Source organism: Halomonas sp. AOP7-E1-9 (assembly GCF_052376035.1).
Taxonomy (GTDB): Bacteria; Pseudomonadota; Gammaproteobacteria; order Pseudomonadales; family Halomonadaceae; genus Vreelandella; species Vreelandella citrativorans.
In genome coordinates this window covers 29,037-44,496 of the sequence record NZ_JBQSVC010000013.1, presented here as the reverse complement: position 1 = coordinate 44,496, position 15,460 = coordinate 29,037, and the positions used below count along the sequence as shown (strand labels likewise).

Sequence of the window (15,460 nt, the reverse complement as noted above, 5' to 3'; positions counted from 1 at the left end):
CGCGAAAATCAAAACAGTTATTATTACTAATAAGGTTTTTAAATCTTGTTGTTATTAATAGTGGGGATACTATTTGTGGATAAGTGAATAATAAATAGGTTAATCAATATGATAAAATCATAAAAACAATGTGCATAAGTGTCGTATAAGCGGTCTATAAACTGTTGTTTTGATGTGCGTAGAGATGTGGAAAAACGCTAAAAACGGATCTGTCCCCACTCCATCAGCGGGTTGTCCCACGTGCTTACGATAAGTTGTCCACAGGCATAATTGTTAGCCAAACCCGTGTGGATAACCAAGCTTTAGAGCGCTACAATGGTCGGCCGTTTTCAACTGATGGTGAGATGAGTGTCACTCGCGCTTTGGCAACAGTGCCTGGACTACCTGCAGGACGAATTGAATTCTCAGCAATTCAATACCTGGATACGTCCCTTGCAGGCAGAAGAAGGAGAGTCCAATGAGTTGCGCTTACTGGCGCCTAATCGCTTTGTGCGCGATTGGGTGAGTGACAAGTATGCCAAGCGAATCAGTGAGCTGATCCGCGAGCTTGCGCCGTCTAAACCACCCAAAGTAAGCCTGACCGTAGGTAGCCGTCGTCCAGTAGCGGCAGTCCCCCAGCCGCGTGATTTGGGTAATCCTGTTTCCGCTTCAACCTCGGCGCCTTCAGTGCATACGCCCCCGCGCGGTGATATTGCCGATGAGCGTGAAATTGATCAGCTGCGTGAGCGTGAAGAAACGCCGCGCCGGCGGACTAATGAGCGTCAGGTCCAGGTCGAAGGTAGTCTTAAGCACGGCAGTGGGCTGAACCCAAATTTTACGTTTGATACCTTCGTGGAAGGTAAATCCAACCAACTGGCGCGTGCGGCGTCTCGGCAGGTTTCAGAAAATCCGGGTGGTGCCTATAACCCACTATTTCTATACGGTGGGGTAGGTCTGGGTAAAACGCACTTGATGCACGCCGTAGGCAATGCGCTGGCTGGCCGCCGGGAAAATGCCCGGGTGGTGTATCTGCATTCTGAGCGTTTTGTTGCCGATATGGTCAAGGCACTTCAGCTTAATGCGATCAACGACTTCAAACGCTTTTATCGCAGTGTTGATGCGTTACTCATTGATGATATTCAATTTTTTGCTGGCAAGGAGCGCTCCCAAGAGGAGTTTTTCCATACCTTTAATGCGCTTTTGGAAGGCGGCCAGCAAATGATTCTCACCTCTGATCGTTATCCAAAGGAGATCAGTGGTGTTGAGGAGCGCCTGAAATCGCGCTTTGGATGGGGCTTGACGGTGGCTATTGAGCCGCCCGAACTTGAAACCCGCGTAGCCATCTTGATGAAAAAAGCCGACCAGGCCAAAGTTGATTTACCTCATGATGCGGCCTTCTTTATTGCTCAAAAAATTCGCTCGAACGTACGTGAATTGGAAGGGGCACTGAAAAAAGTGATTGCTGACTCACACTTTATGGGTAAGCCGATTACCCAGGACTTTATTCGTGAGTCGCTAAAAGATTTACTCGCGCTACAAGATAAGCAGGTGGGTGTAGATAATATCCAGCGCACAGTCGCCGAGTATTACAAAATCAAGGTGGCAGATTTATTATCCAAGCGACGCTCGCGCTCAGTCGCTCGCCCCCGGCAGGTGGCCATGGCGCTAGCCAAGGAATTGACCAATCATAGTTTGCCGGAAATTGGCGATGCGTTTGGTGGCCGTGATCATACAACGGTACTTCACGCTTGCCGCAAGGTGAAAGCCTTGCAAGAGGAGAGCGCGGATATTCGCGAAGATTACAAAAATCTGTTGCGCCTTTTAACCAGCTAAATCATCCATGGGATTGGCCTGCCGTCTGCAGGTTTTCAGGATATAAACCGGAGTGTTGATGAAATTTTCCATTTCCCGAGAGGCATTGCTGCGTCCGCTGACTCTGGTGGCAGGCGTGGTAGAACGGCGCCAAACGCTACCTGTACTGTCTAATGTGCTGATTCAGGTCGAAGGTGACCAGGTCGCACTAACCGGTACGGACCTTGAGGTTGAACTCATCGGGCGTACTGTCGCAAGCCAGGTTGACCAGCCAGGGGCGGCAACCGTGCCTGCTCGTAAGCTGATGGATATTTGTAAATCGCTGCCTGATCAGTCCGATATCCAACTGACCGTTGAAGATGGCCGAGCGGTGCTGCGCAGCGGTCGTTCACGCTTTACGCTCTCGACATTACCGGTGGCTGAATTTCCCAATATTGAAGATGCCGATAGCAGTCAGGAGTTAAGCGTTCCACGGGGCACGTTAAAGCATCTTATTGAAACTACATCATTTGCCATGGCGCAGCAGGATGTTCGCTACTATCTCAATGGCATGCTGTTGGAAATTCAAAGTAACTTGCTACGCACGGTGGCGACAGACGGCCACCGCTTGGCGATGTGTTCACGTCCTGTTGATGTCGCGGTTAACCAGCCGCAGAAGCTGATTGTACCTCGTAAGGGTATTCTTGAGCTTTCGCGCCTGTTGGATGATAGCGATGAGCCGGTAAGCCTGACGTTGGGTTCAACCCATGTGCGTGCTCATACCGGTGACTTCACCTTTACGTCCAAGCTGATTGACGGGAAGTTCCCTGACTATGAGCGCGTCGTACCACGCAATGGCGATAAGGTGCTCATTGCTGAACGCGCCGAGTTGCGTCAGGTGCTGTCACGTACGGCGATTCTCTCCAATGAGAAGTATCGAGGTGTGCGCTTATACCTGGAAGAGGGCAACCTTAAGGTCATGGCGAATAACCCTGAACAGGAAGAAGCCGAAGAGAACGTGGCCGTCGAATATAACGGCTCTGCGATGGAAGTCGGCTTCAACGTGGGCTATTTGGTTGACGTGCTTAGCGTACTAAATGAAGACAGAGTGCAAATAACGCTGGCCGACCCTAATAGCAGTGCGCTGCTTGAAGAGCCGGGTGGTGGCGATGCGCTGTATGTTGTTATGCCCATGCGGTTGTAATATAGCGTTTCATAAATGCCAAACGGGGCGGCGCTTCTGGTAGCAGGGGCGCCGCTTTCTCTTGAGGGTTGGTTACGCCTTTTACCCGAGTGTTTACATGAGCTTGAGTCAGCTTAACTTCCAAGGGTTACGGAATTTAGCGCCGCTGGATATGCATCCTTCTCGGGGGATCAATATCATCACTGGGCTGAACGGCAGTGGCAAAACCAGCCTGCTGGAAGGCATTCATGTTTTGGGGATGGGGCGCTCGTTTCGTACCCGTCAGCTAAAGCATGCCATCCAATCTGATGTGGCACATATGACGCTCTACGGGCGCCTGGAAGGGGAACCAGAGATTTCCATAGGGGTGCGCCGGTTACGGGCTCAGCGTGAACTAGAGCTGCGTTTGCGTGGGGATAAGGGGGTACGCTTGGCCGAGCTGGTCGAGGCGATGCCTTTGCAACTAATCAATCCTGACGCTTTTAGGCTTCTTGAAGGGTCCCCAGCCGGACGGCGCGAGTTTCTTGACTGGGGAGTGTTTCACGTGAAACATCACTTTCTGGAAGCATGGAAGCGTACACGCCGAGCAGTGAAACATCGGAACGCATTACTCAGGCGTGGTAGAATAGACCCACAGGAAATGGCGGCCTGGGAGCAAGAATTGGCGCTATGGGGCGAGGTAGTCGATAGGTTGCGGTTTGAATGGTTTAGTGAGTTTCTCCCTGTCTTTGAAGAAACTCTGAATGTACTTCTTCCGTTACCTGGCTTAAAACTTAACTACGCTCGAGGATGGGACAAACAGAAAACGCTTGCTGATGTGCTTCAGGATAACCGAGTCACCGATCAGCAAATGGGGTTTACCCAACAAGGCCCTCAGCGTGCCGATTTGCGTATCAGGCTTAATAAACAGCCTGCTGTTGAAGTACTTTCCAGAGGCCAGCAAAAGCTAGTGGTAAGCGCACTCAAGCTTGCCCAGGGGCGGTTTCTGGAAAGAACGGCACAGCGTCACTGCATTTATTTAATTGATGATTTGCCAGCAGAGCTGGATGTGCAACACCAACAGCGTTTCTGTCAGTTGCTTGAAGAGATGCAGTGTCAGGCATTTATTACCAGCGTCGACCCCGCCGCATTACAACCTATGTGGCAATCTAAAACCCTGGTTAGCATGTTTCACGTGAAACATGACCCGCAAGGGCTTGGCCAGTTGGTACAAGATGGGTAGACGATACGGGACAAGACAGACTTCACGACGGAGTGGTCAATGAGCGAACAGGCTTACGATTCATCAAGCATCAAGGTGCTCAAAGGACTGGATGCAGTACGCAAACGTCCTGGTATGTACATCGGTGATACCGACGACGGCACCGGGTTGCACCACATGGTCTTCGAGTTGGTGGATAACTCCATCGATGAGGCTTTGGCGGGCCATTGTAGTGAAATTCGCGTGGTTATTCATGCCGATGAGTCGGTAACCGTTAGCGATAATGGTCGCGGTATTCCTACCGAGCTGCACGAAGAGGAGGGTGTCTCTGCCGCAGAAGTCATCATGACCGTGTTGCACGCGGGCGGTAAGTTTGACGATAACTCTTATAAAGTATCTGGCGGTCTTCACGGTGTGGGTGTTTCCGTGGTTAATGCGCTTTCTGAAGAGCTACGCTTAACCATCTGGCGCCAGGGCGAAGTGTTTGAGCAGATTTATCACCATGGCGTGCCTCAGGCACCACTTAGCGTGGTGGGTAAAACGGAAAAAACCGGATCACGTGTTCATTTCCGCCCTTCCCAGAATACCTTTGCTAATATTGAATTCCATTACGATATTTTGGCCAAACGCCTGCGTGAGCTGTCGTTTTTGAATTCTGGCGTTGCCATTCGGCTAATGGATGATCGCAGCGGTAAGGAAGAGCTGTTTCATTACGAAGGCGGCTTGAAAGCCTTTGTTGATCACCTCAACTCCAATAAAACGGTTCTGAACCCTGTTTTCCACTTTACTGCCTCGCGGGAGGACGGTGTTGAAGTCGAAGTGGCAATGCAGTGGAGCGATGTCTTTACGGAAAGCATCTTCTGTTATACCAATAATATTCCTCAGCGTGATGGCGGCACTCACTTGGCCGGCTTCCGGGCAGCGCTAACGCGCACGATGAATAACTACATCGAAGCGGAAGGCCTGCTCAAAAAAGCCAAGGTAAGCACGGCGGGTGATGATGCTCGTGAAGGCTTAACGGCGATTGTTTCTGTCAAAGTGCCTGACCCGAAATTCTCTTCACAAACCAAGGACAAGCTGGTGTCCAGTGAAGTGAAAACAGCCGTTGAGCAGGAAATGGGCCGCCTGTTTTCTGACTACCTGATTGAAAAGCCTAACGAAGCCAAAGCAATCGTTAATAAAATGCTGGATGCGGCGCGTGCGCGTGAAGCAGCACGTAAGGCCCGGGACATGACGCGGCGTAAAGGCGCGCTGGATATTGCAGGTCTGCCGGGCAAACTTGCTGATTGCCAGGAGAAAGACCCCAGCCAGTCAGAACTCTACCTGGTGGAGGGCGACTCGGCCGGTGGCAGTGCCAAGCAGGGGCGTGACCGCCGCACTCAGGCTATTTTGCCGCTTAAAGGTAAAATCCTGAACGTCGAAAAAGCGCGTTTTGACAAAATGCTTTCGTCAGCTGAAGTGGGTACGCTCATCACCGCGCTGGGCTGTGGTATCGGCCGCGAAGAATTTAACCCCGATAAACTCCGTTATCACTCCATCATCATCATGACCGATGCGGATGTCGACGGTTCGCATATTCGTACCTTGCTACTGACCTTCTTCTTCCGGCAAATGCCGGAGCTGATTGAGCGCGGCCATATTTTTATTGCCCAGCCGCCGCTCTATAAGATCAAGCGAGGCAAGCAAGAGCTCTATCTTAAAGATGAGCAGGCCATGGTCGATTACTTGACCACGACAGCGCTGGATGGCGCAGGCCTATATGTGAATGCGGACGCGCCGGGTATCTCCGGTTCGCAGCTGGAAGCCCTGGTAAACCAGTATCGCAACGTGATGAAGCGTATCGATCGCCTGGCGCGCGTTTACCCGATTGAAGTATTGAAGCAGATCATCCATGTCACAGGATTGCAGGGCGAGGCGAGTCTTAAAGATCGTGTCACCATGGAAAACTGGATTGCTGAACTGCAAAAAGTCATGGATGACATGGTGGCCTATGAAGGCGGGCCGCGTTACACCTTCTATCTGAAAGAAGATGAGGAGCGTGGCTTGTTATTGCCTACCGTGTCGCTTATTGCGCATGGCGTGACTACCGAGTACGACTGGGGCCTGGACTTCTTTGAAAGTGCGGATTATCGGGCTATTTCAGCGCTGGGTGATACCCTTAATGGGCTGCTTGAAGAGGGCGCCTTTATTTCCCGTGGCGAGCGTCAGAAGCCTGTGGCTCACTTCTCCGAGGTGTTGCAGTGGCTAATGCAGGAAGGTCAGCGTGGCCTTTCGGTACAGCGCTATAAAGGGCTGGGCGAAATGAACCCAGATCAGCTTTGGGAAACCACCATGGACCCGGATAGCCGCCGTATGCTGCGTGTTACGGTTGAAGACGCCGTCGCCGCCGATATGATGTTTAACACCTTGATGGGTGATGATGTAGAGCCACGGCGTAACTTTATCGAAAGCAATGCCTTGGTCGCTAATCTGGACGTATAAGGCACCGAGCGAAGCTCGCATAACATGTTTCACGTGAAACATTGTTTGAAATGAAAAATGCCGCTGGCTTAAAGCCAGCGGCATTTTTTTGAGCTATAAAATTCAGCCGGATGAACGGGATAACAGCCAATCGACAAACTCGGCTAAATCTGTATAAACGTGGGCATTTTCCAGGCCTACGCCCTTGGCCAGTGTTTTCTCGCCTTTGCCAGTTTTTACTAATACCGACTGACAGCCACATGCTTCGCCCGCTTGCAGGTCGCGCAGGCTATCACCCACCATCCAACTGCCGGATAAGCTCGATAAACTTAGTGCACGCTGAATATCGTGCAGCAAGCCCGGTAAGGGTTTGCGGCACTCGCAATCATCGGCGGGTCCATGCGGGCAATAAGCGATATGCGCAATGGTTCCTCCTGCGGCATTGACCAACGCATTTAGACGGTCATGCATTTGACCGAGAACGCCTGCATCGTAATAACCGCGACCAATGCCCGACTGATTCGTGGCTATCGCAACGGTGTAACCGGCTTGGGATAATTTAGCGATAGCATGGATGGAAGAAGGGTAGGGCAGCCACTCTTCGAGTGACTTTATATAGGCGTCAGAATCCTGATTAATGACGCCGTCACGATCAAGAATAACCAGCTGCTCGGGGGAGATAGGCATTGCGCGTTCCATTAAAGACGCTGATTAAGCATCGCCAACGCCTGCAACGTGACGCTAATTTTGCGGCCATCACTACCCAGATATTTAAATGGGATTTTTTGCAAGCGGAGTAGTTTGGGCAGCGTTTTTTTAAACTGCTCTCGAACTTCCTGCCGGGCGCTGTGCAATCCATCAATCAGCGCAGGGGTTAAACGTTCGATTTGCATCGGTGATTTAGAGAGTTTGCCATAGAGTGAAAAGATAAAGCAGTACCAATCGCGCACCATGCAGTTGATTGGGGTATGTACTTTACCTGGATCCGTTTCAAAATCGATAAAGACAGTTTGGTCGTGGGTGATAAGGATATTGCGTGCGAACGCTTCACTCAGGTAGCAATTGCGCTCATGAACCGCGTTGAGTGCCTGAATGCTTTGACTAAGCGCTTTATCCACTTCCTCAACACTGCTCGCCTTTTTGAGCTTTTCCAGCAGTGTCACCGCGGGTTGTTCAGGCGACCCTGCATCCGCTAAAAGAAGGGCTTGAGGATTTTCGGCCAGGATGACGGGAACGGAGATACCTGCTTCACTTAAGGCTCTAATCCGTTGGGCCTCGGTGAAAATACTTTGCTCGCCGCCCAGGTTGGGGACCGGCTTTAACGCTTCAATATTAAACCATGCAGCCAATAACTTGAGCGGCGCATAGGCAAGCTGCGAGTTCCGTTTGGCGGCACGGTTTAACCACACCTTTTGGCCATTCAGCGTATGGGAAGCCATGCTAGCCTGTTGCTGGGGAAATGAGTCCAGTAGAAAGAGATCGTACACAGGGCAACTCCAGAGTGCTTATGCACCCAAGCAATAACACGCATTACGTCTATAAAGGGGAATTAACGCATCAGGAAAACTTTATTTTAGTAAAAATCGATTATTTTTTCACGGTGTTTCACGTGAAACAAACCAGCAGCGCGTGAAGAGACCTTCAAAGAGGAGCATCACGATTATACGTCACAGCCAGAAATGAGCGCGCTAAAAGGCAGGTAGGGGAAGGAGTGATAAGCGTGCTGCCGGTGGCATAAAAGCCACCGGCAGACGGTCGAGAGAGCGTTATTGGGGGAGCAGCGAAATATCAGCAACTTCCAGGAACAGTGCCTGAAGGCTCGCCAAAAGAGCAAGACGGTTATTGCGTACTGCTTCATCATCCGCCATGACCATCACCTGATCAAAAAATGCATCAACGGGTTCACGAAGCGTCGCCAGTACATCCAGCGCTTGCTGATAATCACCGGTACCAAACAGCGGGGCTACCTGCTCCTGGCGGCTGGTAACGGCCTTGAATAGTACCTGCTCGGCTTCCTCTTGCAGCAGGCTCGGGTCAACCTGAAGGTTGCCGTTGTGATCCTGCTTGCTCAGAATATTGGTCACGCGCTTGTTAGCGGCGGCTAACGCAGCTGCCTCTTCACGTTGAGCAAAGGCTTTCACCGCGCGCAGCCGGCGAGCGAAATCGAGCGGGTTGGTGACCGGGCGTGCACGCACCGCCAGGTACATCTCGGCGCTAATGCCTTCTTCCTGACCCCAGGCGCGGAAGCGATCCAGCATATAGGTCAGCACGTCCTCTACCAGCCCCTCAGCCTTGGGCAGCCCCTGATGCTGCTGAGCGGCGGCATCTAAAAGCTCGCGCAGATCAAGATTCAGCTCGCCCTTGATCAGGATATTCAACACGCCAATTGAGGCGCGGCGCAGGGCGAAGGGATCTTTTGCGCCGGTTGGACGCTGACCAATACCAAAGATACCTACCAGGGTGTCCAGGCGATCCGCCAAGGCCAGCGTTTGCCCGGTCAGGCTTTGCGGAATAGCATCGCTGGCAAAGCGTGGCAGGTACTGCTCTTCAATCGCTTGAGCAACATCCGCAGGCTCGCCGTCCTGCTCGGCGTAGTAGCGACCCATAATGCCCTGTAACTCAGGGAACTCGAGCACCATTTCGGTGACAAGGTCACACTTGGCAAGTGCCACAGCACGCTGTGCATTGGCAACGTCACCGTTGATCTTCTCAGCAATGAAAGTGGCAATAGCGGTGGTACGACGTGCTTTGTCGGCCAGTGTTCCCAACTGCTGCTGAAACACTACGCTTTCAAGTTGCGGAATGCGCGAAGCCAGGCTCTGCTTACGGTCGGTATCGTAGAAGAAGGCGGCATCCGCCAGGCGCGGACGAATGACTTTTTCGTTACCCGAAATTACCTGTTGTGGATCAGCGCTATCGATATTGGAGATAGTGATAAACAGCGGTTTGAGCTTGCCCTGGTCATCCAGCAGGTGGAAGTACTTTTGATTGGCCTTCATGGAGGAGATCAAACACTCCGCCGGGACCTCCAAAAAGCGCTCATCGAAACTGCCGGTAAGTGCGACCGGCCACTCCACCAAACCACTGACCTCAACGAGCAGGGTTTCGTCGATAACGGCATTGGCGTCCTGTACTTCCGCTTCGGCTAGTACTTGCTCGCGAATGCGTTCGCGACGCAGCTTGCGGTCCGCCAATACGTAAGCGTTTTCGAGCGTGGCCAGATAATCATCGGCGTGCTCAAGCTGAATCGCATTGGGGGCGTGGAAGCGGTGGCCATAGGTGGTGCGGCTAGCCTGTAATCCCAGCACTTCTGCGGCAATGACATCGCTGCCGTAAAGTGCGACCAACCAGTGTACCGGGCGGGAGAACTCAATACGTGATGCCCCCCAGCGCATATTTTTAGGTACAGGCAGGCCCTGAATGGCTTTACGCAGAATCTCGGGCAGAAGTGCTTGAAGGCTCTCACCCTGCTGCTGTTCGCGGTAGCCAAGCCAGGTGCCTTTGTCTGTTTCCAAGTGAATTAGCTCATCGACGCTAACACCACAGGAGCGAGCGAAGCCTTCGGCTGCTTTGCTTGCAACACCGTCTTTAAAGGCGGCGGCCAGCGCCGGCCCACGACGCTCTACTTCGCGGTCAGGCTGTTTATCGGCAAGCTCGCTGACCTTGACGGCTAAACGGCGAGGCGTGGCGTAAGCGGTCACGTGCTGGAAAGGAATCTCGGCCTCTTGCAGGCCTTTTTCAATCCCCGCAGCAAACGCGTCAGAGAGTGCATCCAGCGCCGCGGGTGGCAGCTCTTCGGCGCCCAGTTCTAATAAAAGCGTATCAACAGCCATTATGCATCTCCCTGATCGGCAAGTAGTTCGCGGCGAAGCGCTTCTGGAGCCATGGGGAAACCTGCTGCTTTACGCGACTCAAAGTAGGTATGGGCAACATCCCGCGCCATGGTGCGTACGCGCAGAATAAAGCGCTGACGCTCGGTTACCGAAATAGCGTGACGGGCATCCAGAAGGTTAAAGGTGTGTGATGCCTTGAGTACCTGCTCATAAGCAGGTAAGGGCAGGTTGGCGGTCAGCAGCTTGGTACACTCACGCTCCTGGTGATCGAAGGAGGCAAACAGTTGATCGACGTCGGCATGCTCGAAGTTATAGGTCGATTGCTCACGCTCGTTCTGTAGATACACATCGCCATAGGTGACTTGGCTACCGTCCGGGGCAATCGCCCATACCAGGTCGTAAACGCTGTCAACGTTTTGCAGATACATGGCAATCCGCTCAAGACCATAGGTCAGCTCACCGGTAACGGGGTAGCACTCAATACCGCCCGCTTGCTGGAAATAGGTGAACTGGGTAACTTCCATCCCATTGAGCCATACTTCCCAACCCAGGCCCCAAGCGCCCAGCGTTGGCGATTCCCAGTTATCCTCAACAAAGCGCACATCGTGGATCAGTGGGTCCAGGCCTAAACGCTTTAGTGAGCCAAGATAAAGGTCCTGCAGATTACTTGGCGATGGCTTCATGACGACCTGAAACTGGTAGTAGTGCTGCAGGCGATTGGGGTTTTCGCCATAGCGGCCATCGGTTGGGCGGCGAGAAGGCTGAACGTAGGCCGCGTTCCAGCTTTCCGGGCCGATTGAGCGCAGGAAAGTAGCGGGATGAAAGGTGCCCGCGCCAACTTCCATATCAAGAGGTTGGAGAATGACGCAGCCCTGTTCTGCCCAGTACTGTTGCAGAGCAAGGATCAAGCCTTGGAAGGTCGACACATCAGGTGTCGATTGGTTTGTCGAGACACTCATCGCAGAAAGCACCGTTGGCCATGAATTCATAAGCCGTCAAGTATACAATCCTAGGCAGATGGGTTATAGGCACATAAGCCAACAGAACCGCTTTTGGTTAAGGAGAGCAAAATGATCGTTGTAACAGGCGGTGCCGGTTTTATTGGCGCAAACATCGTGAAAGCACTGAATGCGCGCGGCCGTAATGATGTCATGGTGGTGGATGACCTGCGCGACGGCACTAAATTTGTCAATTTAGCCGACTGTACGCTGGCCGATTACCTGGATAAAGATGACTTTCTTGCCAAGATAGAGGCCGCGTTGCGCGGTGAGATCACCGACTTGCCAAACATCGAGGCGATTTTTCATGAAGGGGCGTGTTCCGATACCACTGAGTGGGACGGCCAGTACATGATGAAAAATAACTTCGAGTACTCGAAGGTACTGCTGAATTATTGTGAGAAATTCGGTATCCCTTTCCTCTACGCATCATCCGCAGCGACCTATGGCGGCAGTGACGTCTTTAAAGAGGCGCCCGAGTACGAAAAACCGCTTAATGTCTACGGTTACTCCAAGCTGCTGTTTGATCAACATGTGCGCTCACGCTGGGAGTCGCTGACTACCCAGGTCGTTGGTTTCCGTTATTTCAACGTCTACGGCCCTCGTGAACAGCATAAAGGCAAGATGGCAAGTGTCGCCTACCATAACCATCTTCAAATCCGTAACGGCGAAACCCTGAAACTGTTTGGCGGCTATGGTGGTTATGAGGCTGGTATGCAGAGCCGGGATTTTGTGTACGTGGGCGATGTCGTCGACGTCAATCTATGGTTTTTGGATAACCCTCAAGCGTCTGGCATTTTTAACTTGGGAACTGGCCGAGCAGAGCCCTTTAAAGCGATTGGCGAAGCAGTCATCGACTTCTATGGCAAAGGCGAGATCAATTACATCGATTTTCCTGAGGAGTTGAAAGGCCGTTATCAAAGCTACACGCGTGCTGACATCAGTCATTTGCGTGAAGCCGGCTGCGATGTTGAGTTCAAAACCGTGGCCCAAGGGGTTGGCGCTTACCTGGAGTGGCTAAATGGCTAATTCCGCCAAGCGTCTGCTGGTGGTTGGCCCGTCATGGGTGGGCGATATGGTCATGGCGCAAAGCCTCTTTATGACGCTTAAAGCGCGTCAGCCTGATGCGACCATTGGGGTGGTTGCGCCCGCGTGGTCACAGCCCATTTTAGAGCGTATGCCGGAGGTAGACGAAGTGCTCCCCTTGGCTGTTGGTCACGGCGAGTTTGGTTTGGCTAATCGCCGTGAACTCGCCGGCCAGCTAAAAGGGCGCTTTGACCGTGCTATTGTGCTGCCACGCTCCTGGAAAGCCGCCCTCGTTCCCTTCATGGCCCGCATTCCCGAGCGGGTAGGCTTTTTGGGCGAGCATCGCTATGGGCTTTTAAAAGAGCGCCGCAAGCTAGATAAGCAGGTTCTGGACCAGACCGTAAAGCGGTTTGTATCGCTGGGTTTGCCTCGTGATGAAGCGCTAAACGGGGATTTTCCGATCCCCAGGCCGCGTTTAATGATCGACCGGGATAACCTGGTTAATTTGCGCTTGGCTCATGCGCTGTCATCGCGGCCTGCCATTGGCATGATGCCCGGCGCAGAATATGGGCCTGCCAAGCAGTGGCCGCTGGCCTATTTTCACAACCTGGCCGCGCAACTTATCAGCGACGGTTTTGAAATTCGGGTACTGGGTGGGCCAAAAGATCATTCGGCAGGCGAGAGCATCGTGAAAGGGCTGCCCCATGCGCATAATTTATGCGGCAAAACGCAGTTAGCCGATGCGGTAGACCTGTTGGCCGACTGTCGGCAAGTGGTAACCAACGACTCAGGTCTCATGCATGTGGCCGCTGCCGTCGGCGTGCGCATTCATGCGCTTTACGGCTCTTCGTCACCGGCCTATACGCCGCCCTTGACCAACAACGCTGTCGCTCATTATTTGGGGCTCTACTGCTCGCCCTGCTTTAAGCGTGTTTGCCCGTTGGGGCATACCAACTGCCTTAATCAGTTAGCGGTAGAGCAGGTCTATCAGGCGATGCGAGCCGACCAGCAGCGTGCCAGCGGCTTGATCATTAATGGGTGATGTTTACTTCGTCGGCCTGATCCGCTGGCGTTTCTGTCACTTGATCTGTCGAGGTATCTTCTGCTTCACGGCGTTGGGGCGTTAGTCCTTCCCATAAGCGGTGCTGCAGGGCGGTTTCCTCACGCAAGCGCTCGTTGAGTGTTTCGATACCATGCACCTCAACCAGCGTGGGTTTTTCACTGAGTAGTGAAGCACCCAGCCCTGCTCGGTGATCGTTCAAGGTAAAGCCGAGCGCTTCTAATATCGTTGGAAACACATCCAGCATCGTAGCATCGCGGCGAATACGCTGGGGCTCAATATAGTCGCCGAGCATAATCAGCGTATTATCGCGGTCCAGAGCTGTCAGTTGGTCCCATACGGAGACTCGCATGGTGAGGTGATCGCTGAGTACAACTACCAACGTATTATCCAAAAGCCCTTCGCGCTGTAACTGCTCAATAAATACCCGTGCTTCATGAGCCGAGCACTCCACAGAATACAGAATATCCTGGCCATCAAATGTGCCCTGGCGGTCCTGGCAGGTTTGGGACGGAAACCCGCTCGGCGCATGGCCTGCCAGGTTAAGATTCACCACTGCCCAGGGGCCGCTATCCTCTTCATTTAACCGGCGTATTTCATCAGCGGTAAAATCATAAAGCGTGTCGTCATGGAGTCCCCAGCTATTTAAATACTCTGGATCTTCCATGTCGGGTAAAAACTCTTCTTTACCCTTTACGCTATTAAACTGATGACCGCGATAGAAAAGGCCTTTACCCGCGAACTGTGTACTAGCGCCCCCCAGGTAGCTTAATTGATATCCTTGAGCCGATAAAATATCACCCAGGCAGTCAACGCCAGGCACCACCTTTTGCAATGGCTCAAACTGTGTATCGTGTAAAAGCCCGGCAGGCATTAGCGGAACACCACACTGACTGGCGATCATTCCCGCCATGGTCCAGCCGGTGTTTTCCATTTGTCGGATGCCTTCGAAAACCAGACCCTGTTCGCCCAGCGTGTTCAAGTCGGCATAAGCGTCATCAAAAACCTCGTTGCTATAGGTCCGCTCAAGGCTCTCCAGGTACATGATTAGCAGATTAGGCGTGTGTGACTGCTCGCCGGTCATGGGCGGCATATAACGTCGATTTAACCACTCTCTATCATCAGCCACAACGGCAACGCTGCGTTGCCCCAAGCCATAAAGTAACGGGTTGGTCGCCAGCAAAATAATCGCAAAATAGCGCTCGGCTAGTCGCCAGCGCTGGTCATGGCGCGAAAGCCACGTAATGGAGCATAAAATGCCCAGCATAGTCAGCGTATAAAGTACCGCGACCACCATTTTGCTGGCGCCGCCGTGCTCCGCGATACCGGCCTGTAAATGAAAAAACACAGCGCCTAAATCGACATTGCCGAAGCTGTCAGCTAAATAAACGTACACGCCCATCAAGCTTAGCGGCACTAATGACCAAGGCCATACTTTGCGGTAGCGAGCATTTGCTGGGCGACCCCAGCTCAGCTTCAACCCCGTACCGACCCAACCAGCTGCGATGAGAAAGAGAGCCCACCAGGGCAGGCGAGTTAACACGGTTGCGGCATAGCCCAGGCTAAGGCCAATGGTCGCTAGTGGCAGCCAGGGAGTAAGTTTCAGTATCCTTGAAGAGGGCATGCCATATCCTAATGCTATTGCAATTTTGGTAAAATAACGTTGTTGGTGCTAGTGCAATGTTACGCTAAAGCGCCGCCGAAAAACCATCTGCCGTCTTATGCCCTTGGTCGGCAGGGGGAAAGTTTGGCTTGCTGTATAGCAGCACATTGAGGCAGCCTACTGTGGCTATCTGAGTGAGCTGTTGGTCTTTATCGATCCAGGGCGGGTTGGCAGCGATGTTTAATAGTATGGCTGCTTACGGTAGAATTTAAATGGTTGACTATATACATCTATCTGCAACCGCTATCAGGAGTGTTCGTCATTTA

11 protein-coding genes are annotated in these 15,460 nt (G+C 52.5%); 6 read left to right on the top strand and 5 right to left on the bottom strand.

From position 1 onward, the window contains the following. Positions 1–348: 348 nt before the first annotated feature. The 4 genes from dnaA to gyrB all read left to right on the top strand — a co-directional run bounded on the left by dnaA (position 349) and on the right by gyrB (position 6,635). Positions 349–1,812 carry a chromosomal replication initiator protein DnaA gene (dnaA, locus tag ACT3R4_RS09380; protein ID WP_192526760.1) on the top strand — a complete coding sequence of 488 codons (1,464 nt, stop codon included), beginning with the start codon at positions 349–351 and terminating at the stop codon, positions 1,810–1,812. A gap of 58 nt (positions 1,813–1,870) precedes the next feature. Next, complete coding sequence (gene dnaN / locus ACT3R4_RS09375; RefSeq protein WP_441678678.1) at positions 1,871–2,974, top strand: DNA polymerase III subunit beta; 1,104 nt, start codon at positions 1,871–1,873, stop codon at positions 2,972–2,974. 97 nt (positions 2,975–3,071) lie between these two features. Then, positions 3,072–4,175, top strand: coding sequence for a DNA replication/repair protein RecF (recF, locus tag ACT3R4_RS09370; protein WP_192526759.1), 1,104 nt, complete (start codon positions 3,072–3,074; stop codon positions 4,173–4,175). Between the two features lie 39 nt (positions 4,176–4,214). Next, positions 4,215–6,635, top strand: coding sequence for a DNA topoisomerase (ATP-hydrolyzing) subunit B (gyrB, locus tag ACT3R4_RS09365; protein ID WP_193056893.1), 2,421 nt, complete (start codon positions 4,215–4,217; stop codon positions 6,633–6,635). A gap of 102 nt (positions 6,636–6,737) precedes the next feature. Here the strand turns inward: gyrB and gmhB are convergent, their stop codons facing one another. The 4 genes from gmhB to glyQ all read right to left on the bottom strand — a co-directional run bounded on the left by gmhB (position 6,738) and on the right by glyQ (position 11,406). Next, positions 6,738–7,301 (bottom strand): D-glycero-beta-D-manno-heptose 1,7-bisphosphate 7-phosphatase, encoded by a 564-nt coding sequence (gene gmhB, locus ACT3R4_RS09360; RefSeq protein ID WP_193053430.1) that lies wholly within the window; start codon positions 7,299–7,301, stop codon positions 6,738–6,740. A gap of 11 nt (positions 7,302–7,312) precedes the next feature. Then, positions 7,313–8,101, bottom strand: a complete 789-nt coding sequence (locus ACT3R4_RS09355) for a BUD32 family EKC/KEOPS complex subunit (RefSeq protein WP_192526757.1) — start codon at positions 8,099–8,101, stop codon at positions 7,313–7,315. Between the two features lie 279 nt (positions 8,102–8,380). Beyond that, entirely contained in the window at positions 8,381–10,447 is a 2,067-nt protein-coding gene (gene glyS, locus ACT3R4_RS09350; RefSeq protein WP_192526756.1) for a glycine--tRNA ligase subunit beta, read from the bottom strand. Next, complete coding sequence (gene glyQ / locus ACT3R4_RS09345) at positions 10,447–11,406, bottom strand: glycine--tRNA ligase subunit alpha (protein WP_192526755.1); 960 nt, start codon at positions 11,404–11,406, stop codon at positions 10,447–10,449. The genes glyS and glyQ overlap by 1 nt, the downstream gene beginning before the upstream one ends. A 111-nt stretch (positions 11,407–11,517) precedes the next feature. Between glyQ and rfaD the strand changes: the two genes are divergently transcribed. After that, on the top strand, positions 11,518–12,474 hold the full coding sequence (gene rfaD, locus ACT3R4_RS09340; protein ID WP_441678680.1) for an ADP-glyceromanno-heptose 6-epimerase: 957 nt from the start codon (positions 11,518–11,520) through the stop codon (positions 12,472–12,474). Beyond that, positions 12,467–13,513, top strand: a complete 1,047-nt coding sequence (gene waaF / locus ACT3R4_RS09335) for a lipopolysaccharide heptosyltransferase II (protein WP_441678682.1) — start codon at positions 12,467–12,469, stop codon at positions 13,511–13,513. The genes rfaD and waaF overlap by 8 nt, the downstream gene beginning before the upstream one ends. Here the strand turns inward: waaF and ACT3R4_RS09330 are convergent. After that, entirely contained in the window at positions 13,503–15,155 is a 1,653-nt protein-coding gene (locus ACT3R4_RS09330) for a sulfatase-like hydrolase/transferase (RefSeq protein WP_441678684.1), read from the bottom strand. The two genes, waaF and ACT3R4_RS09330, sit on opposite strands and share 11 nt — an antisense overlap. Positions 15,156–15,460 lie beyond the last annotated feature (305 nt).